Genomic DNA, 17,552 nt, shown 5'->3' with positions numbered 1-17,552 from the left:
CATCCCTTTAATGAAGCGAGAATAGTAATCACTAAATGCAACAAACAGGAGAAAATTCGTCAGGATTCCTGCATTAAATCGGGTGCGTTGAGAAAAAAATGAAAATTTTCCGAATAGAAATCATCGTTGAGTTGTTTACCGCTTAAATGGCTCTAATTTCGGATGCCACTCCGCGAGGATAAATGAATGATGAAGATGATGAATCAGGTTCGCTGGTTTGCCGTGCCGGTTTTGCTGATGGCGTTACATACACCTGCGGCACTCGCCATGGGCGATGACGACAGCGACAAGAAAACCCCGGACTGTCCGAAAGGGCAGGTTTATGACAGCAAAACCAAATCTTGTGTGCCGGAAAAAACCAGCATGCTGAGTGATGAGGACAAGACCAACTACGCCTACCATCTGGCGAAAAAAGGCGAGTATCAAGCTGCGCTGACGTTACTGGATACGCTGCACAATCAGAACACCAAAGAGGCGTGGAACTATCGCGGTTACGCCACACGTAAACTCGGCCGCACCGACGAAGGGATGAGTTACTATCAGAAATCCATCGCGCTGGACCCCAAATATGCCAAAGTGCGTGAATATTTAGGTGAAGCCTGGATGATCAAAGGCCGTCCGGACCTGGCTAAAGAGCAGCTTACTATCATCAAATCGCTGTGCGGGGTGAATTGTGAAGAGTATCAGGATTTGAACGCGGCGATTAATGGTCATCCGGAGTCCTGATGACGGCGGTTGACGGAGGACGTAAACATCACCAGCACTGAAGTCCGTCAACATCTGGCGGCACATCTGACACGTATGTGGCGTTACGCGATGGTGCTTTCGCGCAACAAAGATGTGGCCGAAGAACTGGTGCAATCCACCTGTGTGCGGGCGCTGGAACGCAGCGCCCAATACACGCCAGGTACTCGCATCGATCGCTGGCTGTTTACCGTGCTGCACTCGGTGTGGATTAATGAACTGCGCGCGCAGCGGGTTCGCATGGGGCAGGGATTCGTTGAGAGTGATGAACTGCTCGCTCCCGACCATCAGCAACACAATGAACAGCGCATGCAGTACGCCAAAGTGATGCAGCGTGTCGGGCAGTTGCCGGAGGCGCAGCGCAACGCGGTATTTTTAGTTTACGTCGAGGGCTTCACCTATCAGGAAGCTGCCGACACGCTGGCCGTGCCGATTGGAACCATCATGAGCCGCCTCGCTGCGGCACGCACCACTTTAGCCAGCGCAGTGAAAGCGCGGCCTGCGGGACAGGAGAAACGCTTGTGAATGCACCACGATTTACCTCGCCCTATGCCGATGAAGCTATCGTTGCCTGGCTGGATGGTGAAATGCGCGCGGAGGATGCGCAGGCGTTTGAAAACGAATTAAAGCGCAGTGAAACCTTATCAGCACGGACGGCCGAGTTGATGAAAAGCAACCAGCCTTTCGCAGATGCATTCGCGCCGATGCTGGATGATGCGCCACGGGAGCGTATGGAGTCACGGCTGGCATATCTGCTCGAAAACACGCCATCCGCGCCGGCAAAAGCTGTTGTTCAGGTCAGCCGCCGTGCGTTGATCGCCGCCTCAGTGAGTTTTCTGCTGGTGGGCAGTGGGATTGGGTTTTGGGCGCGACCGCGATCTGTGGCAACCACTGAGCAGGGCGAAAGCGCGCACATTCGGGAACTTGAGGCGCAATACATGTCGCTCTATAGCCCAGAAACGCTGGCCGATGTCGACAGCTCTCCACAAGTGCTGGCACGCTCATTACAACGTACCGCGCGTGACCTCGATCTGCATTTAACGGCAGAGCAATTGACGCTACCTGAAGCGAGTTTGAAAAGCGTGCGTATGCTGCGCTATGACGATTCACTGATCACCCAAATCGCCTGGAATCACAGCAGTTACGGTCCGATGGCACTGTGTATTTCGCGGGAAGAGCATGCTCAGCAGAGTGCACTGGCGCAGGAAAAGCGGCACGGCATGAATCTGGTGTGGTGGCATCGCAGCGGATACCAGTACGTGTTGATTGGGCGCAATCCGGCGGATCAGTTAAAGCGAGCGGCGCAGGTGTTGAACGCCGCTCTGGTGTAGATGTACAAGGCAACCTTTAAGCCGCTCGTCGATTATGCCCCTACGACACTGCATCAAAATATCGTAGGGGCTTTTTATCGGCAGAACGCTTACGAGATCCCCAGCAGCTGTTTCAACTGCGCAATCTCGTCGCGCCATTGTGTCTGCAACGTCGGTTTTTGATGCTTAGTCTTTCGCATCATATCTTCATCCAGCTTGCTCTCTAAATCGCACAAGGCCAACAGTATTTCCTCCTCGTCGTTATGCGATTCGGCCGCCACGGGCTGACCGCTGGCAACAGGCTTTTCTGAAGGTTGCGCGGCCCCCATCAGTTCAATGACCTGTGCAAAGTCATGCCATTCGCTCAGTTGCTGATCTTGTATCAGCCAAAAACGATTGCAGCTGCTGGCAATCAAATTGCGATCGTGCGACACCAGCAACACCGCGCCCTCAAACTGATTGAGGGCTTCCGCCAGCTCTTCTTTGCCGACCATATCCAGATGGTTGGTGGGCTCATCCAGTAGCAAGATGGAATATCGTGCGAGTGTCAGTCCGACAAACAGCAGTCGTGAGCGTTCACCGCCACTCAGCGAACCTACCAATTGTTGATGGCGAAGATAGGGGAAGCCGGCGCCTATCAAAGCCATCTTTCGCTGGTCGTCACTTAATGGTGCGAAATGCGCCAGTGCCTCATTGAGGCTCTCTTCATCCTGTAATTGTGAGAGGCTTTGATCGTAATAGCCGAGCCTTGCGCGCGGGTGAAACAGCGTGGTGGCCTCACATTGGTACTCCAGCAAAAGTTGACGCAGCAGCGATGATTTCCCACTGCCGTTGCGACCAACGATAGCGATGCGGTCGCCGCTTTTGACCTGAAGGCTGGGTAATGTAAATAACGCAGGAGCGTTGTCAGCAGGTCGGATGCTCATCTCAGGCAGGGCCAGAACGCGATCGGCATCCAACGCTTCCCCCTGCAGTTTGAGTCGCCACAGGCTACCATCGGTCAACGTGGTTTGCGCCTCCTTCAACCAATTGGCGCGCTTTTCCATCTGTTGCGCTTTACGTGACAACCCTTCGTTGTCGTAAGTACGTCCCCAAATCGCCAGTCGTTTGGCGCTCTTTTCAACGCGATCAATCTCATTCTGTTCTGCCTGGAAACGTTGTGCATCGGCTTCATCCTGCTGCGCAAGCGCTTGACGTGCTGCAGAGCAGGGCAAACTGAAGAATTGCAGAGTTTGATCGCGCAGTATCCAGCTACAGTTGGTGACCTGGTCCAGCAAGGTACTGTCATGTGACACCAGCACAAAGCTGCCTTTCCAACTTATCAGGAACTGCTCGAGCCACAGCAGCGTTGGAAGATCCAGATGGTTACTGGGTTCATCCAGTAACAACAGATCGGGCTGAAGAATGAGCGCACGCGCCAGCAGTAACCGCATATGTTGACCGCCACTCAACGTCGCTGCCGTTTGGGTATGCTGTTCAGCATCGAACCCCAGCGAAGAGAGTAATGCTTCTGCACGCCAGGCATCACTGATCTGTTGCTGCTCTGGAAGACGGGCAATAACGCCTGCAAGCAGCGTGGCTTGCTGGAGTTGAGAGGGAAGATGCTGTTCAATTCGTGCCAGAAGACAGTGATTGGCTAAGGTAACGCTGCCCTGGCTGCTCTCAAGCTCACCGCTCAGGATCTTCAGGAGGGTGCTTTTACCTGTTCCGTTATCACCCAACAGGCCGATACGGTCGCCTTTTTTCAGGCTGAAGTGGATGTCGTGAAATAGTGTGCCGAAGGCGTTATCAAAGCCGACTGCGTGTGCGGATAGTAATGTGCTCATGTGCTTACTCATAAGTTGCAGGCGTGCGAACGCCCGACGTCAAAAACTGCTGACGACAACCCGGTAAGCCGGAGGAAGGAATGAAATGTAGTTAACTTCGCTCAGGCGGATTATCGCAGCACGAATGCAGAGATAGCTGAGCGCGGCCAATTACTATAAAAGTGTGAGTAAATAAACAATTCACACGATGGCATAGTAATCCTCCTTATTTATCAGTAGTGAGTAGGGTGGGTTGATGATAGTCACCTGGGCTGGCATTATCCACAGAATATTCGCGATGTTGTGAAGCCACAGCCTTTATACGAACCTGACGTTACACAATCTCATTAATTACTCACAATTAAGGATTCACGGATGAACAACACAACTTTACCCCTCGTACTCATTCCAGGTTTCATGCTTGATGAAACGCTGTGGGACGATTTTGTTCGCGCCTATCCGGATGACAGAACTTGTATCAGAGCCAGCTTAAGTCGCGGCGAGAGCATCACCGAATATGCCAGCAATATCGTGGCAACCTTGCCGCCGCGCTTTATTTTGGTCGGTTTCTCACTGGGAGGCTATGTGGCCCGAGCCATCGCTGAAGCCTTTCCCGAGCGCACTGCAGGTATGGTTTTGGTTGCCAGTTCACTCCGTGAAGATCCGCCTGAACAACGTGAGTTACTGGATAAGGCATCACAAACCGCCTTGATGGGGGATTTTAATGGCTTTAGCCAGGCGGTGCTGAAGCCATCGCTACATCCCTCTCGACGGAATGATGCTCAACTAATTGATAAAATTCGTGTTATGGGGAAACATCTCGGTGCAAATGTTTTTCGAACACAAGCCATGCTTGATCGCAGTGGTGTCACGCAGCAACCGGTGAGTTGCCCAATATTGGTTATTGCATCTGAAGGGGATGGCCTGCGCGGTCTTGAAGAATCCCGAGAGATTGTCACTTTATTGGGGGGCGATATGGAAATTATCGGTGACAGTGGCCATATGTTGCCCCTTGAGCAACCTGTTCGACTCACTTCTGTCATCGCCGATTGGCTTGAAAAACAGCACTTTGAATAAACAGTGCAGAGCTTATCTAAAGCTCCATTGAATGGTGATAACAAATACCGAGGGGATAATAATTCCCGATTCAATGCCGAAATAGGGTGTGAAATTATATTGAAAGCCATGATAAATATAGGGTGAGAATCCTATTCCGGTGGCCTTTTTAAAGTCGTGATAGGAACCGTGATCGCCACAATCCTTAAAGGCATCGAAAAAAAACTCACCGGTGTAGCCGTAGATACCTTTAAAGGTCCAGCCATCATCCCAGGTTTTCCAGTCTTTTCTCACCCCTAACGCAAGACAGCGATCGTCAAAGCTGTTTTTCATGGTGCCGATCAGGACGCTATAGGTGGAATCTTCGGACAATTTTCTTTCTACCGAAAAGAAGTTATTCTCAAAATTTTCAGTGTATTGCCCATGATTCCCGGTCAGATGATAAACGTAGGAACCCGTGTTGATGGAATATAGGTTAATTTCGCTCGCTGGGCACTGCAGCGAAATGAGTGTTAATACAATCAGTAAGCCCCATAATAATCTGAGATTTGTTCTGGGGGATTCTTCTGTTATTTCATTCATTTTTTCCTCACCACTGGCAATGCGATAATGAAAAAAGCGAACAGCAACCTGATGGGTTGACTAAACATGTTGATTGATAAGTCAGAATGATCAGAGCTTTGAAATTTCAGATAAAGATATTTTATACTGATGAAATCATAGACGATGACGTATTTTAGCAGCTTTTTTGAAAGGGCAATATTGCGAAGAGAAGCGCATTATAAACATGCCTGGTTATATGATTAATAAATAAGGGATTCGTTCAAATAAATCATTCATGTACACTTTTCACTGAATGATGTGTTCCTCATCCAATAAGGGGTAACCCGTGATAGGTTGCAAGCCTGCAAGTTATTGGTCATAAGCCGATTGAAGATTCTCCACCCCAACGCTGCAGCATAACCAGAATCTCACGCCCGGTTATGCTGAACTACACAGGGATGGAAAGTAGAATGACTTCATTCCTGAGTGCAGTTTTAACCTTGATCCACCCAGATGAGCCTATCCACATCAAACCCCAGCCTTTGCGCGATAGCCAGGTACTGTTTTTTCACTTGATTCGGAAGCTTCGGCTCTCGCGACAAGATCCATAAATAACCCCGATTTGGACCGCTCACTAGCGCGTATTGATAATCATCATCCAATGCGATCACGTTATAGCCGCCATAGAACGGGCCAAAAAAGGAGACTTTAAGCGCTGCGGTATCCGATTTGCCGGTGAAATAGGCCTTGCCCTCACTCTCACTCCACTCTTTTTTCACCGAATCATATCCACGATTCAGCACGTTTATGCCGCCATCGTTGCGTTGAGTATAAGTGGCTGTGACATGATCTTTGCCGCGCTCAAAGCGGTGATCCAGGCGGGCGATTTCGTACCATTTGCCCAAATAGCGGTTGGCATCAAAAGGGCTGATAGGCGTGACACCTTTTGGTGGCGTCGGGGATTTACAGGCAACCAGCGTTAACGATAACGCGGCAAGTGCGGCGATGGGCCATATTTTCATTACTGCTCCTTAATCGATCCTGATCCGTATTAAAGGGTATGTCAGCATGATTATAGGCCAGAAATATCGAGGCGGCCCTTAGGCCACCTGATGCAGGGGATTATTTCTTCTCTTTATCTTCGTCAGCCGGAATCAGTGGCTCATCAATCGCAATAGAGGTGCCTGACTTTAACAACTGAATATCGAGTATCACGTAGGTCATGGTGGTGATAAACAAAGAAATCACGCTGCCAATTACGCCGCTGGTGGTAAAGGTGAAGTAGTTGTACATCACCACCCAGGTCACACAAATAAACAGGGCAAGCGCAACGTTAATGGCTGACTGTGAATAGTTGGTAGTGCGAGCGCCCATCTCATTGATTTGCTTATAGAGGTTGGTGCCAACGTATTTCTCCAGCACAAAAATGCCTTGATCCCAACTGCGCAGGCGTCGCGCGCTGCTGCGGGTGAAGAACAGGAATAACAACGAGACAAACAGACCGGAAAAGGCGATCAGCACGGGGACAGCTTCTAATGCATACACCAAACTTTTGTGGCTGGGTGCTTGTGCGGTGAGATCCAGCGTCAGCGAGGCGCCCAGGACGGCATAGAGGAAAATAAACAACGCTAAAAACACCGCATTGCGTTTCCAGTCGAGTTCCGCTTCGTGATTTTTCTGCTGCCGAGCGATGTCGAGGGCGTGTTGTAAACGCGTGTCGCTGGATTGAGTATCCACTTGCCCTATCTCTTCTCCGAGCAAACGGTGAATAAACGGCTGATCGGCCGAATCAATGGTGATGCGCATAACTATCCTGATGGCGTAACTATCGAGGTGCACAGTGTAACGCAATTTCGGCCGCAAGCAGGAATCTGCGAGACAACACGCAGTTTCAGTGCTGCAGTTGCTCATGATTTGCACATCATTTGTACACTTTACTCTGCGGTCACTGTCGGCCGTGTACAGCACGACGGAGGAATAGCCTATGTCGTACGTAGATGGTTTTGTCGTTGCGGTGCCTGAAGTTAATAAAGAGGATTACCGTGCCATGGCGGCCAAAGCAGCGCCGCTGTTTAAGGAGTTTGGTGCCACCCGCATCGTGGAGTGCTGGGCAGATGATGTACCTGAAGGCAAGCTCACGGATTTTTATCGGTCGGTGAAAGCGGAAGAGGGAGAAACAGTGGTGTTCAGCTGGATTGAATATCCCTCACGTGAAGTGCGTGATGCGGCCAATCAGAAAATGATGTCCGATCCGCGGATGAAAGAGATGGGCGAAAACATGCCGTTTGATGGCAAAAGAATGATTTACGGCGGTTTCTCGATTCTACTCGAAGAGTAATGTGCAGGGCGCGTCGGCGCCCTGCACATTTCTGTCGCGGTCAGGCATGCGAGAGGCTACGGCCACTGCTGACACTGTATGACGGTTCGATAACCATCGTGATCTTGATACGTTTTTCCGTTTTGATCCCAATATGGGTTGAACGAATCAATCTGTACAAATCCCGCCAATACCATTTGCTGGCATGTTTGCTGCCACCTATCACGCTCGGGTAAATACAGCACCAACAGATCTTCTGATGAGGGTGAAGGGATGACCGGATGCGAAGTGCATTGTGTGAATTCCAGATGCCAGGGCACATCTGCTTTTCCCAGCATCACGCCATTGAAGCCTTGGTGGTCTTCAAAGGCGCCAATCACATCCAGTCCCAATCCTGATTGATAAAGTTCACGACTGAGCTCCAGTTGTGAAACTGGTCGCGCTACGCGTAGGGTAAGTGTTGCCACAAGTTTAACTCCATGACGATGAGGTTTAGTCCTGTCACTCATACTGTAGCGGCGACAAAAGAGTGATGGCGCAATGCGTGCGCATTGTGTATTGGCGTTGCTAAATCGTCATGAATTAACGCTATTTTTTCTTAATTCTAAACGGGATGGAGAACATGATGAGCTATGTCAGCGAGATGAGAACCTTAGTTGGACATCGTATGTTGCTGCTTGTGGGAGCGAACGTCATCATCCTTGACGATAAGCAACGTATTTTACTACAACAGCGATTAGACGGAAGCTGGGGACTACCCGGTGGGTTGATGGAACCGGGTGAAAGCCTCGAACAAACCGCTGTGCGTGAAGTGAAAGAAGAGACGAATATTGATATCGATGAACTTCATTTTTTGAAAGTCTTTTCTGGCAAAGAATTTACTTTTACGCTTAATAATAACGATGAAATCAATGTTGTCACCGCCCTTTACTGGTCAAAAAAATGGCATGGTAGTTTAATAAATGATAAAAGTGAGGGGTTGTCATTGGCATTCTTCACCACTGATGATATGCCCGATAATATGAGCGAAGAGTATCAGCTCTACCTTCGTTACTTTGTCTCAAAATAAATCGTCATCAGATTGGATTACGTGGCCATACTCAGTACAACAAACGCCACTTCAAAAAGGAGTTAACATGCTGGATATCATCCATTTTCCCCTGTTCCTCGTTTCGGTATTTCTGCTGTGTATCACGCCGGGTCCGGACCTCGCTTATGTGGTCGGGCAAAGCGTGGCCAATGGGCGACGCAGCGGCGTGATATCTGCGAGCGGTGTGGCGCTCGGCAGCTGTACGCATGCGTTGGCCAGTGCAATAGGCTTAACGGCGTTAATTACCGCCTCGCCGATGTTATTTACAGCGATTAAATATATCGGGGCTGCTTATCTTATTTATTTAGGTGGCAAGATGGTGTGGGAAACATTTATTGTCAAACCACAGGGATGTCGCTCACAGACTCAGGTGCCACGCTCCAATACACGTAATCTTTTAGTCCGCGGTTTTATTACATCTATCACTAATCCCAAAGTGTTATTGTTTTTCATTTCGTTCTTCCCACAATTCGTCGTGGTAGAGGGTAACTATCATGCGAGTTCCTTCCTGCTGTTGGGACTAACATACGCGGTGATTGGGTTGATCACTGATGTGACGTTTGCCCTGCTGGCGGGCGGTGCTGCGAGTGCAGTATCGCGCAACATTACGCTGCAAAAGCTGCTGGATCGTATCGTCGGTATGACATTCATTGGCCTGGGAATTCGCCTGGCCCTGACCCGACGTTAAAAATGCAGAAGAGACAGCAAGTCTGATGATTGGCGATAGCGACTTAATCGGGTAACGTGAAGTGTCTTACGTTACCTACAAAATAATGACCGCACGCTAAGTTGCAGGAGAGCTCATTCATGGCCGTTAATCCCAATATCATCGGCATCGTCAGCGATGAATTCACCAACCCAAATACCGTCACGATGCTGAATGAAATGACGCGCCAGTTAAACGCGCGTGGTTTAGTGACGCTGTTGCTGAATGTCGATTCAGCAGAAAGCTATCAACGTATGTTGCAGAATGCCGCATCTTTGCCGCTGGCGGGGTTGGTATTTCTGACATCCCTGTTTGAGGATGAATTGCATACCGCAGCAAAACTACTGCCTGACGTGGCGACGGTGCATTTAAGCCAGAGCCGTGAAGCAGGTGCTGAGGTCGTGATTGCCGATGGTTTCGATGCGGGTGCCGAGATGGGGTTATTGTTACTGTCTCAAGGACATCAACGCTTTGGCTTTATGCACAGTCAGCAGCAGGCCGATCCCGCGCGTCAAATGGCAGGCCTGGTGTCCAGCCTTGAGGCAGAACATAAAACGTTGAACATTCAGCTGGTGGCCGGGGCTAACGATCGAGAACTGGCTTATCAGACCATGATGGCCTACCTGAAGAAAACCCGTGCAGCCGAGCGCATTAATGCACTGTTCTGCGAAAGCGATGTGCTGGCCTTTGGTGCATTGCAGGCAGTGCGCGATTTTGGCCAGGGCGCACACGTGGCAGTCGTAGGTTTTGATGATGTGGATGAAGCCCGCGCCTCAACCTGGCATCTGACCAGTTGGGCACAGCGTCGTGACTTGCTGGTCAACGAAGCACTGAATCGTTTACTGGAAAACCGTGCTGATACAGGCAACGCCTGGCAGCAAGGTGAGTTGCAGGTGCGTCACTCCCATCACGGAAAATATGTCCCGGGTGAAATGTCGCAGTGTGGTTGTGCGATTCGACACTAATTTTATTGGGTCGCCAGGCCGGCGACCCGCTGCAATCAATTCTCTAAACGCCCGACCAGGCTAGCAGAACCCAGCGCGTGACCTTTCAATTTTGCGACTAACTCAGTGTGACTGAGTCCTGCGGGTAAAGTGCCGTTCGCAAGGTCGGTCGCCACCAGCACAAAATTGTAGTGGTGATAGCCCGCGCCTGCGGGTGGACAAGGGCCATAATAGTTTTGCGTGCCGGGCGTATTGGTGCCATAGCTAAAATTTCCTCCTTTGCTTAACTCACCCTGTTGGAATTTGTTACGCGTAGCATCAATGTTGTACGCCAGCATATGCGTCACCCCCAAGCCTTTGGCGCCAGCCGGATCGGTCAGCAGTAGCACATAACTCTGGGTGCCCACGGGCGGATTGGCCCAGCTAAGCGCGGGCGACAGGTTTTTGCCGCTGCAGGAGAGATTGTTCTTATCATTGCCACCCAATGCTTTCTTCATCACGCCGTTATCGGCGAAGTCTGCTGACCTAAGCGAAAACGCCGCCGCATGGGCAAACAGTGGCAAGCTGCTTAAGCAGAGTAGGGTCATTAACTTCTTCATTATTGCTCCTCAACAAGGACGGGTTGTGCGTGCGACAGTCGATCCCACGCTTGAAAATTAGCGCTGGGCTAGCGCCGTTGGCTGACGCGCCGAATAGAGCACAACGATGGCGGAAAACAGGGCAAATGCTGCAGCACACAACAACATGCTGGCAAATCCATCGGCGTAGCTGGTAATGATGAGTGGTTGTAAAGAGACCTGATGAACGGCGTCATACATCGCCAGTGCATGGCGGAAATCGCCGGCGATAACCTGCGCGCTAAAACCGGGTTGAAGGGGCAACTGCGCGTGTAGCATCGCTGATTGTAATTGCCACTGTGTGCTGGCCGCCAGAATCGCGCCCAGCGTGGCAAATCCTAACAAAATGCCGGAAAAACGGGCTGTTGTGCTGATACCCGATGCCATTCCTGCCTGCTGCGGCGGTACGGTTGCCATAATCGCCTTTTGGGTTTCGCCATTGAGCAGCCCACCGCCACTGCCGAGTAGGGCCATACCCGCCAGGGTCAGCAGCAAATGGTGGTGGTACACGGCAGTCGCAATCATCATGTTGCCAAAGGAGACGGTGACCAGGCCAAGAGCCAGTAAAGTGGCGGCATGCAGGCGTTTGCCGAGCCAGCGCGCCACAACAGGAAACAGCAGCATTGCCAAAGCGAAAGGCAGCATACCCGCTCCGGCCATTAAAGGCGTCATTCCCTCAACATTCTGCAATAACAGCGGCAGTAATGAGGTCATAACTTGCGCGGTGGCAGCGTAAGCAAACATCGCTAATACTGCGCCAATAAAGGGGAACGAGCGGAAAAGTTGCAGATTCAACATCGGCCTGCTTTTGCCACTTTCCACACGGATAAATAGGCCAAACCACAACGCGCCGAGACACAATCTGCCCACCACTTCACGGCTCAACCAGCCATGTTGCGGCGCTAATATTAATGCCCAGGTCAAACAGAACATGCCTGCGATAAACAGCGCGATGCCAGGTAAATCGAGTTTACCCGCGTGTTCATGCCTGGATTCCTCAATGTGGCGGGTGACGGCCAGCATCAGCAGGGCACAAATAGGAATATTGACAAAAAATGTCCAGCGCCAGCCAAGCAACGTACTGATCATGCCGCTGGCTAACGGTGCCAGCACCATGGTTAATCCCATCACACCGCCCCAAATCGCCCATGCCCGGTTACGTGCCTGACTATCGCGAAAGCTGTGCGCGATAATTGCCAGTGCTGGCGCCAGCAGAAATGCGGAGCCAATACCCTGAACCGTACGGGCAATATTGAGTGCCAAAACGCTGGTCGCCATGCCACAGGCGAGTGAGGCCAGTGCAAACAGTAAAATGCCGCCGAGAAAGAGTCGGCGTCGGCCAAATTTGTCTGCCAGCGACCCTGCCGGCAAAAGGAGTGAGGAAAAGCTCAGCACGTAAGCGCCAATGACCCATTCCATGTCTGCAAAAGAAGCATGCAGACCTTTAGCGATGGTTGGCAACATAACGCCGACGATATTGGTGTCGATTACCGTCAATGCGCACCCGGTTGAGGCAACGAGTAAAACACGATTCAGATGGCGATGGTCGAGTGCAATGGTAGCAGTGGACATCTTTTCTCCCGCGAGCAAGGTAGTGAATGCTTTACAGCTTGAATCCATCACGGAAGTCATTCAATAAACAGTACTGGAGTTATTGTTAGGCAAAACCTAACAACATTTATATTGCTGGCGTTTCCGTTTCAGGTAATGATCGACATGTTCATCACACAAGATAAGTAGGAGGTAAAACGTGGAATTACGCCATCTACGCTATTTTCTGGAACTGGCAAAAACGCTGCATTATGGCGTGGCGGCTGAGAATCTTAATATATCCACGCCGACGCTGTCGGTGCAGATTAATCAATTGGAAGAAGAATTAGGTGCGCCATTATTTTATCGTACTCAACGTAAAGTCGAGTTGACGCAAATTGGAGAAATTTTCCAACAGGAGGCGCGTGAGACTCTACAACATGCGGAGCAGGCCAAATCCCGAGTACGTAGTGCCGCTCGCGGCGAACGCGGTTATATCCGCGTGGGCTATGTGGCATCCGCACTATTATCTGGCATTTTAACCCGGTTATTGACGAGCTTTAGTGCCAGCGCACCTGATATCTCAATCAATGCACGTGAATCAGTCATGGATACACTGGCCACTCAGGTCAGTGAACGTACTATTGATGTTGCCTTTGTGCGCGGTCCTGTGCCGTTGCCTGCCGATGTCGGATACATTGAAGTCGAGCAAGATCACTTCGCATTGGCACTGCCGGATAACCACCCGCTGGTTGCGCAGGAACAACCCATCGAATCTGCGCAACTTAAAGGGGAAACCTTTATTTTGCCCGAACAAGTGTCTGGCACCGTGACCTTTGCACAGCGTGGTGGGTTTATTCTGAGTCGTAGCTGGTCGGCGGGCAGTTTAAATGAAGTGCTGGCCAATGTCGCATTAGGTAATGGTGTCGCGGTAATACCGGCTATTCTGGTGACTCAATTAAAATTAACCGGCATCACTTATCGCGAAATACCCGGAGCCGTTATTCCTTCATCCATTTGGTTCTTATATCGTAAACGTGAACGTACTCCCGCAGTGAATAAGCTGGTGCGCATGATTGAACGAAGCACCTGACTATTTTATTTGCAACGTCGCAACGCGATCTTTCAATGCGCGTTCAATCGCCTTGCGGTGATAGGGTGACATTTTGCGCCACTCCTGTGCCTCTTTACGCGTACGGCCGCAGGCACGACACCAGCTATTTTTTCCCTCAAAAATACAGACATCAGTACAAGGCGATTTTACAGACATGGAAATAATTCCTTATTGGGTGAGGCCACTGTAGCCATGGAACATCATATAGACGCCCACGATGGCAATCAGGGCACTAGAGAAGTAAGGTGCGCGGCGTGCAATATCGGCGAATCCTTTCCATCGACGGGATACATGCCGAACACTTAGCGCCGCACCTACGCCGACGGTCACCAGCGTAAGCGCCAGGCCGATGCTGAAGCAGACCACCAGCGCCGCACCAAGACTAAACTGCTTCACCTGCAGGCAGAGAAGGAGGACCGTGATCGCTGCGGGGCAGGGAATTAATCCCCCCGTCAGGCCGAAGAGAAGAATTTGCAGATTGCTGATTTCACGGCCATCAAAGCGTCGGCGTATGTCTTCCGCGTGCGCGCGCTCGTGAGCATCCTGATATTCCTGAGAACCTTCCGCGAACCTGGCCAATTCGCCATGATGTCCGTGTTCATGATGATGCCCGTGCCCATGATGATGCTCATGCTCATGCTCATGCTCATGATGATGCCGATGCTTATGATGATGCCCATGCTCATGATGATGCTCATGTTCATGATGATGCCCATGCTCATGATGATTCCCATGTTCATGATGATGATCCTGCGTATGTTCATGATCGTGGTGCTGATGCCACGCTTGTGCTTCAGACCAGGTACGCCAGAACATCCAGGCAGCTGTTGCAATGATAATGAGGCCTGAAATCAGCTGCAGCCAGGGTTCGGCAGCTTCGGCAGTAAACTGCCGACTGATATACATCCCGCCCATCGCAATCAGCCATACCACCGCAGTGTGGGAAAAGTGGCTGCCAGACCCAGCATCACCGCCTGGCGAACACTGCCACGGATGGCGACGATAAATGCCGCCATCATCGTCTTAGAGTGACCCGGCTCCAGGCCGTGCAACGCCCCAAGCAAGATGGCGCTTGGGATAAACAGCAACGCGCTAGACGTGCCCTGGCTCAGCAGGGCAGCGAAATCATTCATGGTGTGCATCTCGTGTCGTGATAAGTTGAAAGCGGCATTGCAGTGCCGTAAAATCAAAAAATTCAAAGTAAATATACTATACCCCAGTATACATTAAGATCAACAGGAGCCGAGAATGGGCCTTATACTCAAGCATCAGAAAAGCCTGTTAACCCGCGTACGTCGTATTAAAGGGCAGGCAGCTTCGCTCGAGACCGCATTGGAATCGGGTGAGGAGTGCCTAAAAGTGTTGCAGCAGGTAGCAGCGGTACGCGGGGCAGTTAATGGTCTAATGGCAGAACTGCTGGAGGGGCATATCAAAGAGCACCTGATGAATGAATCTGCCACCGAAGCGGAGCGCACTCAGGATTTGGAAGAGATTGTCAGCGTTATTCGTTCATATCTGAAGTAGGAGCAAACCATGCTGTGGCTCATCGTAAAATACGCCATCACGGCGGGTATGGTGGTGCTGATTTCTGAAGTGGCGAAACGCAGTGACCGTCTCGGAGGGTTGATTGCGGCGCTGCCATTAGTGACGATATTGGTGCTGATCTGGATGAAGCTGGAAGGTCAGAGCCAGGCAAAGATCGCCAGCCACGCCTGGTATACCTTCTGGTACGTGGTGCCAACCCTGCCGATGTTTGTCGCCTTTCCATTTCTCTATCAGCGCTGGGGATTTTGGCCCACGCTGGTGGCGAGTTGCCTGTTAACTATCGTGCTTTTTGTCCTGTGGGCAACGTTGCTAAAGCGCTTTGGCATACAATTGATGTAGTCTGATATTTTATGCCTGCACCCTTTTTCTTTACCCCTTTTTTATCTCGCGCTTGATGAATGAGGAGGGAGGATCCAGCACACAGGTTTATCAAAGTATTTTACTGGGTGCGGGATTCAGCGGGCGCGCGCGGTACTGAGGTCAGGGCGCGATATTGACCGCGCCCAAACATTCAAATGAGCGCGTCAGCCGTAGCCGCCAGTTGGGCAAACGGACCCGATAGCGTTTGGTTATGATGGGCAATGATCTGGGATGCACTCATCTGCCCGTTGTCTGTCGTGCTATGTGCATCGCTGATTAATACCACGCGAAAGCCTAAGTCTGCCGCTGCCCGGCAAGTCGTATCCACGCAATATTCTGTTTTCATACCACAAATCACCAACTCTTCAATTCCGGCGAGTTGTAGCGAAGCCAGGAGCGTCGTGCCACGGAAACAGTTGGGGTAGCGTTTCACAAACACACCATCCAACTCGGCATCTATCGCCAACTGTGGAATAAGCTGCGTGAGCGGACTGCTCTCGGCAAGAGGTGTTCCCTCAGGCCCGGTATGGCGAGCAGCAAAGATCGGAGCTTTTGCGTCGCGTGCACGGGCAATCAACGTGTTGATATTGTTCAGCAAAGTTTCTGCGGCAAATGGCTGCTGCGGCGCAAAAAACAAACCGTGTTGCATATCGATAATCAATAGCGCTTTTTTACTTGAGGATGGCATGGTGTGTCTCCTTTCACTGGGTGATGAACGGAGACAATCCCCGTCCATTGGCTGACGGGGTGAGGATTCTGTACGCTTACGTTTTTGCTACAGATACACTCACGCCGCCGATGAATGCGGTGGTGGTTGTCACTGTGGTCAACGTAATGAACCAAGACATCATCGGCTCGCGGCAGATTGGGGAATAAATCTGACGTTAGCACAACATCGTACAAAATCCCTGCGGTTTTTTTTCTGCTGAGAGGAAAAGGCGCTAAAGTAGCAGTCAGTGTGTATCTGCGGAGAAACGACGTTGGTAAAGCCCGTCCACTTGTCACGCGTTCTGCATAGCCCTATGGCGGGTACAGAGGCCATGGCGCTGCAGAGCGAACATACCTTCCCGCGCCATTCCCATGATCACTTCGGGATGGGTGTCATCTCGCAAGGTGCACAGCGCTCATGGAGCCTGCTGGGGCAGATAGAGGCCGGCCCTGGAGATGTGATTATTGTCAATCCGGGAGAAGTGCACGATGGTATGCCGCTTCAGGGCGCGCGTAGCTGGCAGATGGTCTATCTGGAACCTGAACTGTTGTGGCAGGAGTTACGGATGGAGAGGAGTGATGCCGATGCAGTGCTCAAGCCGTTAGTCAGAGACAACTCTCTGAGCCATCGTCTGTTTCAGCTTTTTTTTGCCCTAAATCAGACCAAGGTTGAACCGGGTTTTCTGGAAGAGACGTTATTACAATGCTTGATGTACCTCTGTCACCACCACCTTCTGACCCTGGCTTTCCCGACTAAAATGACGCCCACGATACAAAGGGCAAAGCAATATTTAGATGATGCTCCATCTCGTCAGACGAGCCTGAGTGAATTGGCAACGTTGTGTGGGCTAAGTCGATTTCAACTTTTGCGCAGTTTTGCTCGTGAAGTTGGAATGACGCCCCATGCCTATCTCATGCAGTTGCGCGTCCGTAATGCAAGACAATGGCTGGCAAAAGGGAATAGTGTGGCTGATGCCGCTGTTATGAGTGGTTTTGCCGATCAAAGCCACCTCACGCGTGCATTCTCGCGCCAAATGGGTATCACGCCTGCACGCTATCAAAAAGCCATTCTGCTGTAATCCTCTGCAATTTTGTTCAAGACGCTGGCCTTTCGTGAATTGATACTCAGGCGATACATTCGACTGAGGGATTAAAAATGCACG

The 17,552-nt window shown here is 50.9% G+C and carries 21 protein-coding genes and 1 pseudogene; 12 read left to right on the top strand and 10 right to left on the bottom strand.

What is annotated here, in order from left to right:
- Positions 1–198 precede the first annotated feature (198 nt).
- From FD737_RS18725 to FD737_RS18715, 3 genes are all read left to right on the top strand, one after another.
- A complete protein-coding gene (locus FD737_RS18725; protein WP_370523123.1) occupies positions 199–726 on the top strand; it encodes a tetratricopeptide repeat protein in 528 nt (175 codons plus the stop codon).
- 75 nt (positions 727–801) lie between these two features.
- On the top strand, positions 802–1,269 hold the full coding sequence (locus FD737_RS18720; RefSeq protein WP_237448830.1) for a sigma-70 family RNA polymerase sigma factor: 468 nt from the start codon (positions 802–804) through the stop codon (positions 1,267–1,269).
- Positions 1,266–2,075, top strand: a complete 810-nt coding sequence (locus FD737_RS18715) for a hypothetical protein (RefSeq protein ID WP_160834260.1) — start codon at positions 1,266–1,268, stop codon at positions 2,073–2,075. Before FD737_RS18720 ends, FD737_RS18715 begins: the two co-directional genes overlap by 4 nt.
- Positions 2,076–2,164: 89 nt before the next feature.
- Here FD737_RS18715 and FD737_RS18710 read toward each other — a convergent pair whose 3' ends face one another.
- The gene (locus FD737_RS18710) at positions 2,165–3,880 is read right to left on the bottom strand and encodes an ABC-F family ATP-binding cassette domain-containing protein (RefSeq protein ID WP_160834259.1); all 1,716 of its coding nucleotides are present in this window, start codon (positions 3,878–3,880) and stop codon (positions 2,165–2,167) included.
- A gap of 354 nt (positions 3,881–4,234) precedes the next feature.
- Here FD737_RS18710 and FD737_RS18705 point away from each other — a divergent pair, with 354 nt between their 5' ends.
- Positions 4,235–4,936, top strand: a complete 702-nt coding sequence (locus tag FD737_RS18705; protein ID WP_160834258.1) for an alpha/beta fold hydrolase — start codon at positions 4,235–4,237, stop codon at positions 4,934–4,936.
- A 12-nt stretch (positions 4,937–4,948) separates the two neighbouring features.
- Here FD737_RS18705 and FD737_RS18700 read toward each other — a convergent pair whose 3' ends face one another.
- The 3 genes from FD737_RS18700 to FD737_RS18690 form a co-directional block, all read right to left on the bottom strand.
- A complete protein-coding gene (locus tag FD737_RS18700; protein WP_237448828.1) occupies positions 4,949–5,497 on the bottom strand; it encodes a hypothetical protein in 549 nt (182 codons plus the stop codon).
- Positions 5,498–5,952: 455 nt separating this feature from the next.
- Positions 5,953–6,480 (bottom strand): outer membrane lipoprotein Blc, encoded by a 528-nt coding sequence (gene blc, locus FD737_RS18695; RefSeq protein ID WP_097119063.1) that lies wholly within the window; start codon positions 6,478–6,480, stop codon positions 5,953–5,955.
- 100 nt (positions 6,481–6,580) lie between these two features.
- Positions 6,581–7,264, bottom strand: a complete 684-nt coding sequence (locus FD737_RS18690; protein WP_058960967.1) for a hypothetical protein — start codon at positions 7,262–7,264, stop codon at positions 6,581–6,583.
- Between the two features lie 178 nt (positions 7,265–7,442).
- Here FD737_RS18690 and FD737_RS18685 point away from each other — a divergent pair, with 178 nt between their 5' ends.
- Positions 7,443–7,796 (top strand): DUF1428 domain-containing protein, encoded by a 354-nt coding sequence (locus tag FD737_RS18685; protein ID WP_034829871.1) that lies wholly within the window; start codon positions 7,443–7,445, stop codon positions 7,794–7,796.
- 56 nt (positions 7,797–7,852) lie between these two features.
- On the opposite strand, the gene FD737_RS18680 is transcribed toward FD737_RS18685, so the two are convergent.
- A complete protein-coding gene (locus FD737_RS18680; RefSeq protein WP_097119064.1) occupies positions 7,853–8,242 on the bottom strand; it encodes a prolyl endopeptidase in 390 nt (129 codons plus the stop codon).
- A 155-nt stretch (positions 8,243–8,397) separates the two neighbouring features.
- Between FD737_RS18680 and FD737_RS18675 the strand changes: the two genes are divergently transcribed.
- From FD737_RS18675 to FD737_RS18665, 3 genes are all read left to right on the top strand, one after another.
- Positions 8,398–8,844, top strand: coding sequence for an NUDIX hydrolase (locus tag FD737_RS18675; protein ID WP_313377453.1), 447 nt, complete (start codon positions 8,398–8,400; stop codon positions 8,842–8,844).
- A 67-nt stretch (positions 8,845–8,911) separates the two neighbouring features.
- Positions 8,912–9,553 (top strand): LysE family translocator, encoded by a 642-nt coding sequence (locus FD737_RS18670; RefSeq protein ID WP_097119066.1) that lies wholly within the window; start codon positions 8,912–8,914, stop codon positions 9,551–9,553.
- A gap of 119 nt (positions 9,554–9,672) precedes the next feature.
- Complete coding sequence (locus FD737_RS18665; protein ID WP_160834257.1) at positions 9,673–10,536, top strand: substrate-binding domain-containing protein; 864 nt, start codon at positions 9,673–9,675, stop codon at positions 10,534–10,536.
- Between the two features lie 35 nt (positions 10,537–10,571).
- Here FD737_RS18665 and FD737_RS18660 read toward each other — a convergent pair whose 3' ends face one another.
- Both FD737_RS18660 and FD737_RS18655 read right to left on the bottom strand, forming a co-directional pair.
- Entirely contained in the window at positions 10,572–11,114 is a 543-nt protein-coding gene (locus FD737_RS18660; RefSeq protein ID WP_160834256.1) for a YbhB/YbcL family Raf kinase inhibitor-like protein, read from the bottom strand.
- Between the two features lie 57 nt (positions 11,115–11,171).
- Positions 11,172–12,704 (bottom strand): MFS transporter, encoded by a 1,533-nt coding sequence (locus FD737_RS18655; protein ID WP_160834255.1) that lies wholly within the window; start codon positions 12,702–12,704, stop codon positions 11,172–11,174.
- A 178-nt stretch (positions 12,705–12,882) separates the two neighbouring features.
- Here FD737_RS18655 and FD737_RS18650 point away from each other — a divergent pair, with 178 nt between their 5' ends.
- Positions 12,883–13,755 carry a LysR substrate-binding domain-containing protein gene (locus FD737_RS18650; protein ID WP_160834254.1) on the top strand — a complete coding sequence of 291 codons (873 nt, stop codon included), beginning with the start codon at positions 12,883–12,885 and terminating at the stop codon, positions 13,753–13,755.
- Here the strand turns inward: FD737_RS18650 and FD737_RS18645 are convergent, their stop codons facing one another.
- Both FD737_RS18645 and FD737_RS18640 read right to left on the bottom strand, forming a co-directional pair.
- On the bottom strand, positions 13,756–13,932 hold the full coding sequence (locus tag FD737_RS18645) for a DUF1289 domain-containing protein (protein ID WP_045815653.1): 177 nt from the start codon (positions 13,930–13,932) through the stop codon (positions 13,756–13,758).
- Between the two features lie 12 nt (positions 13,933–13,944).
- A pseudogene (locus tag FD737_RS18640) lies at positions 13,945–14,909 on the bottom strand (nickel/cobalt efflux protein RcnA).
- 115 nt (positions 14,910–15,024) lie between these two features.
- On the opposite strand from FD737_RS18640, the gene FD737_RS18630 reads away from it, so the two are divergent.
- On the top strand, positions 15,025–15,300 hold the full coding sequence (locus FD737_RS18630; protein WP_160834251.1) for a metal/formaldehyde-sensitive transcriptional repressor: 276 nt from the start codon (positions 15,025–15,027) through the stop codon (positions 15,298–15,300).
- A 9-nt stretch (positions 15,301–15,309) separates the two neighbouring features.
- Positions 15,310–15,660 carry a DUF3147 family protein gene (locus FD737_RS18625; protein ID WP_034824206.1) on the top strand — a complete coding sequence of 117 codons (351 nt, stop codon included), beginning with the start codon at positions 15,310–15,312 and terminating at the stop codon, positions 15,658–15,660.
- Between the two features lie 172 nt (positions 15,661–15,832).
- On the opposite strand, the gene FD737_RS18620 is transcribed toward FD737_RS18625, so the two are convergent.
- On the bottom strand, positions 15,833–16,369 hold the full coding sequence (locus FD737_RS18620; protein WP_160834250.1) for a cysteine hydrolase family protein: 537 nt from the start codon (positions 16,367–16,369) through the stop codon (positions 15,833–15,835).
- A 334-nt stretch (positions 16,370–16,703) separates the two neighbouring features.
- On the opposite strand from FD737_RS18620, the gene FD737_RS18615 reads away from it, so the two are divergent.
- Positions 16,704–17,468, top strand: a complete 765-nt coding sequence (locus FD737_RS18615) for an AraC family transcriptional regulator (protein WP_160834249.1) — start codon at positions 16,704–16,706, stop codon at positions 17,466–17,468.
- The last annotated feature ends 84 nt before the right edge of the window (positions 17,469–17,552 follow it).

The organism is Pantoea sp. Seng (assembly GCF_009829935.1).
Taxonomy (GTDB): Bacteria; Pseudomonadota; Gammaproteobacteria; order Enterobacterales; family Enterobacteriaceae; genus Pantoea; species Pantoea communis.
The sequence above is the reverse complement of the archived record's forward strand: the minus strand, read 5'-3'. Positions and strand labels throughout refer to the sequence as shown.

Coding starts and splice junctions, on each gene's coding strand:
- FD737_RS18660 (WP_160834256.1), bottom strand. CDS start 11,114: ATGAAGAAGTTAATGACCCTACTCTGCTTAAGCAGCTTGCCACTGTTT.
- FD737_RS18670 (WP_097119066.1), top strand. CDS start 8,912: ATGCTGGATATCATCCATTTTCCCCTGTTCCTCGTTTCGGTATTTCTG.
- FD737_RS18665 (WP_160834257.1), top strand. CDS start 9,673: ATGGCCGTTAATCCCAATATCATCGGCATCGTCAGCGATGAATTCACC.
- FD737_RS18685 (WP_034829871.1), top strand. CDS start 7,443: ATGTCGTACGTAGATGGTTTTGTCGTTGCGGTGCCTGAAGTTAATAAA.
- FD737_RS18615 (WP_160834249.1), top strand. CDS start 16,704: ATGGCGGGTACAGAGGCCATGGCGCTGCAGAGCGAACATACCTTCCCG.
- FD737_RS18720 (WP_237448830.1), top strand. CDS start 802: ATGTGGCGTTACGCGATGGTGCTTTCGCGCAACAAAGATGTGGCCGAA.
- FD737_RS18655 (WP_160834255.1), bottom strand. CDS start 12,704: ATGTCCACTGCTACCATTGCACTCGACCATCGCCATCTGAATCGTGTT.
- FD737_RS18725 (WP_370523123.1), top strand. CDS start 199: ATGAATCAGGTTCGCTGGTTTGCCGTGCCGGTTTTGCTGATGGCGTTA.
- blc (WP_097119063.1), bottom strand. CDS start 6,480: ATGAAAATATGGCCCATCGCCGCACTTGCCGCGTTATCGTTAACGCTG.
- FD737_RS18705 (WP_160834258.1), top strand. CDS start 4,235: ATGAACAACACAACTTTACCCCTCGTACTCATTCCAGGTTTCATGCTT.
- FD737_RS18710 (WP_160834259.1), bottom strand. CDS start 3,880: ATGAGCACATTACTATCCGCACACGCAGTCGGCTTTGATAACGCCTTC.
- FD737_RS18700 (WP_237448828.1), bottom strand. CDS start 5,497: ATGAATGAAATAACAGAAGAATCCCCCAGAACAAATCTCAGATTATTA.
- FD737_RS18620 (WP_160834250.1), bottom strand. CDS start 16,369: ATGCCATCCTCAAGTAAAAAAGCGCTATTGATTATCGATATGCAACAC.
- FD737_RS18675 (WP_313377453.1), top strand. CDS start 8,398: ATGATGAGCTATGTCAGCGAGATGAGAACCTTAGTTGGACATCGTATG.
- FD737_RS18625 (WP_034824206.1), top strand. CDS start 15,310: ATGCTGTGGCTCATCGTAAAATACGCCATCACGGCGGGTATGGTGGTG.
- FD737_RS18630 (WP_160834251.1), top strand. CDS start 15,025: ATGGGCCTTATACTCAAGCATCAGAAAAGCCTGTTAACCCGCGTACGT.
- FD737_RS18645 (WP_045815653.1), bottom strand. CDS start 13,932: ATGTCTGTAAAATCGCCTTGTACTGATGTCTGTATTTTTGAGGGAAAA.
- FD737_RS18690 (WP_058960967.1), bottom strand. CDS start 7,264: ATGCGCATCACCATTGATTCGGCCGATCAGCCGTTTATTCACCGTTTG.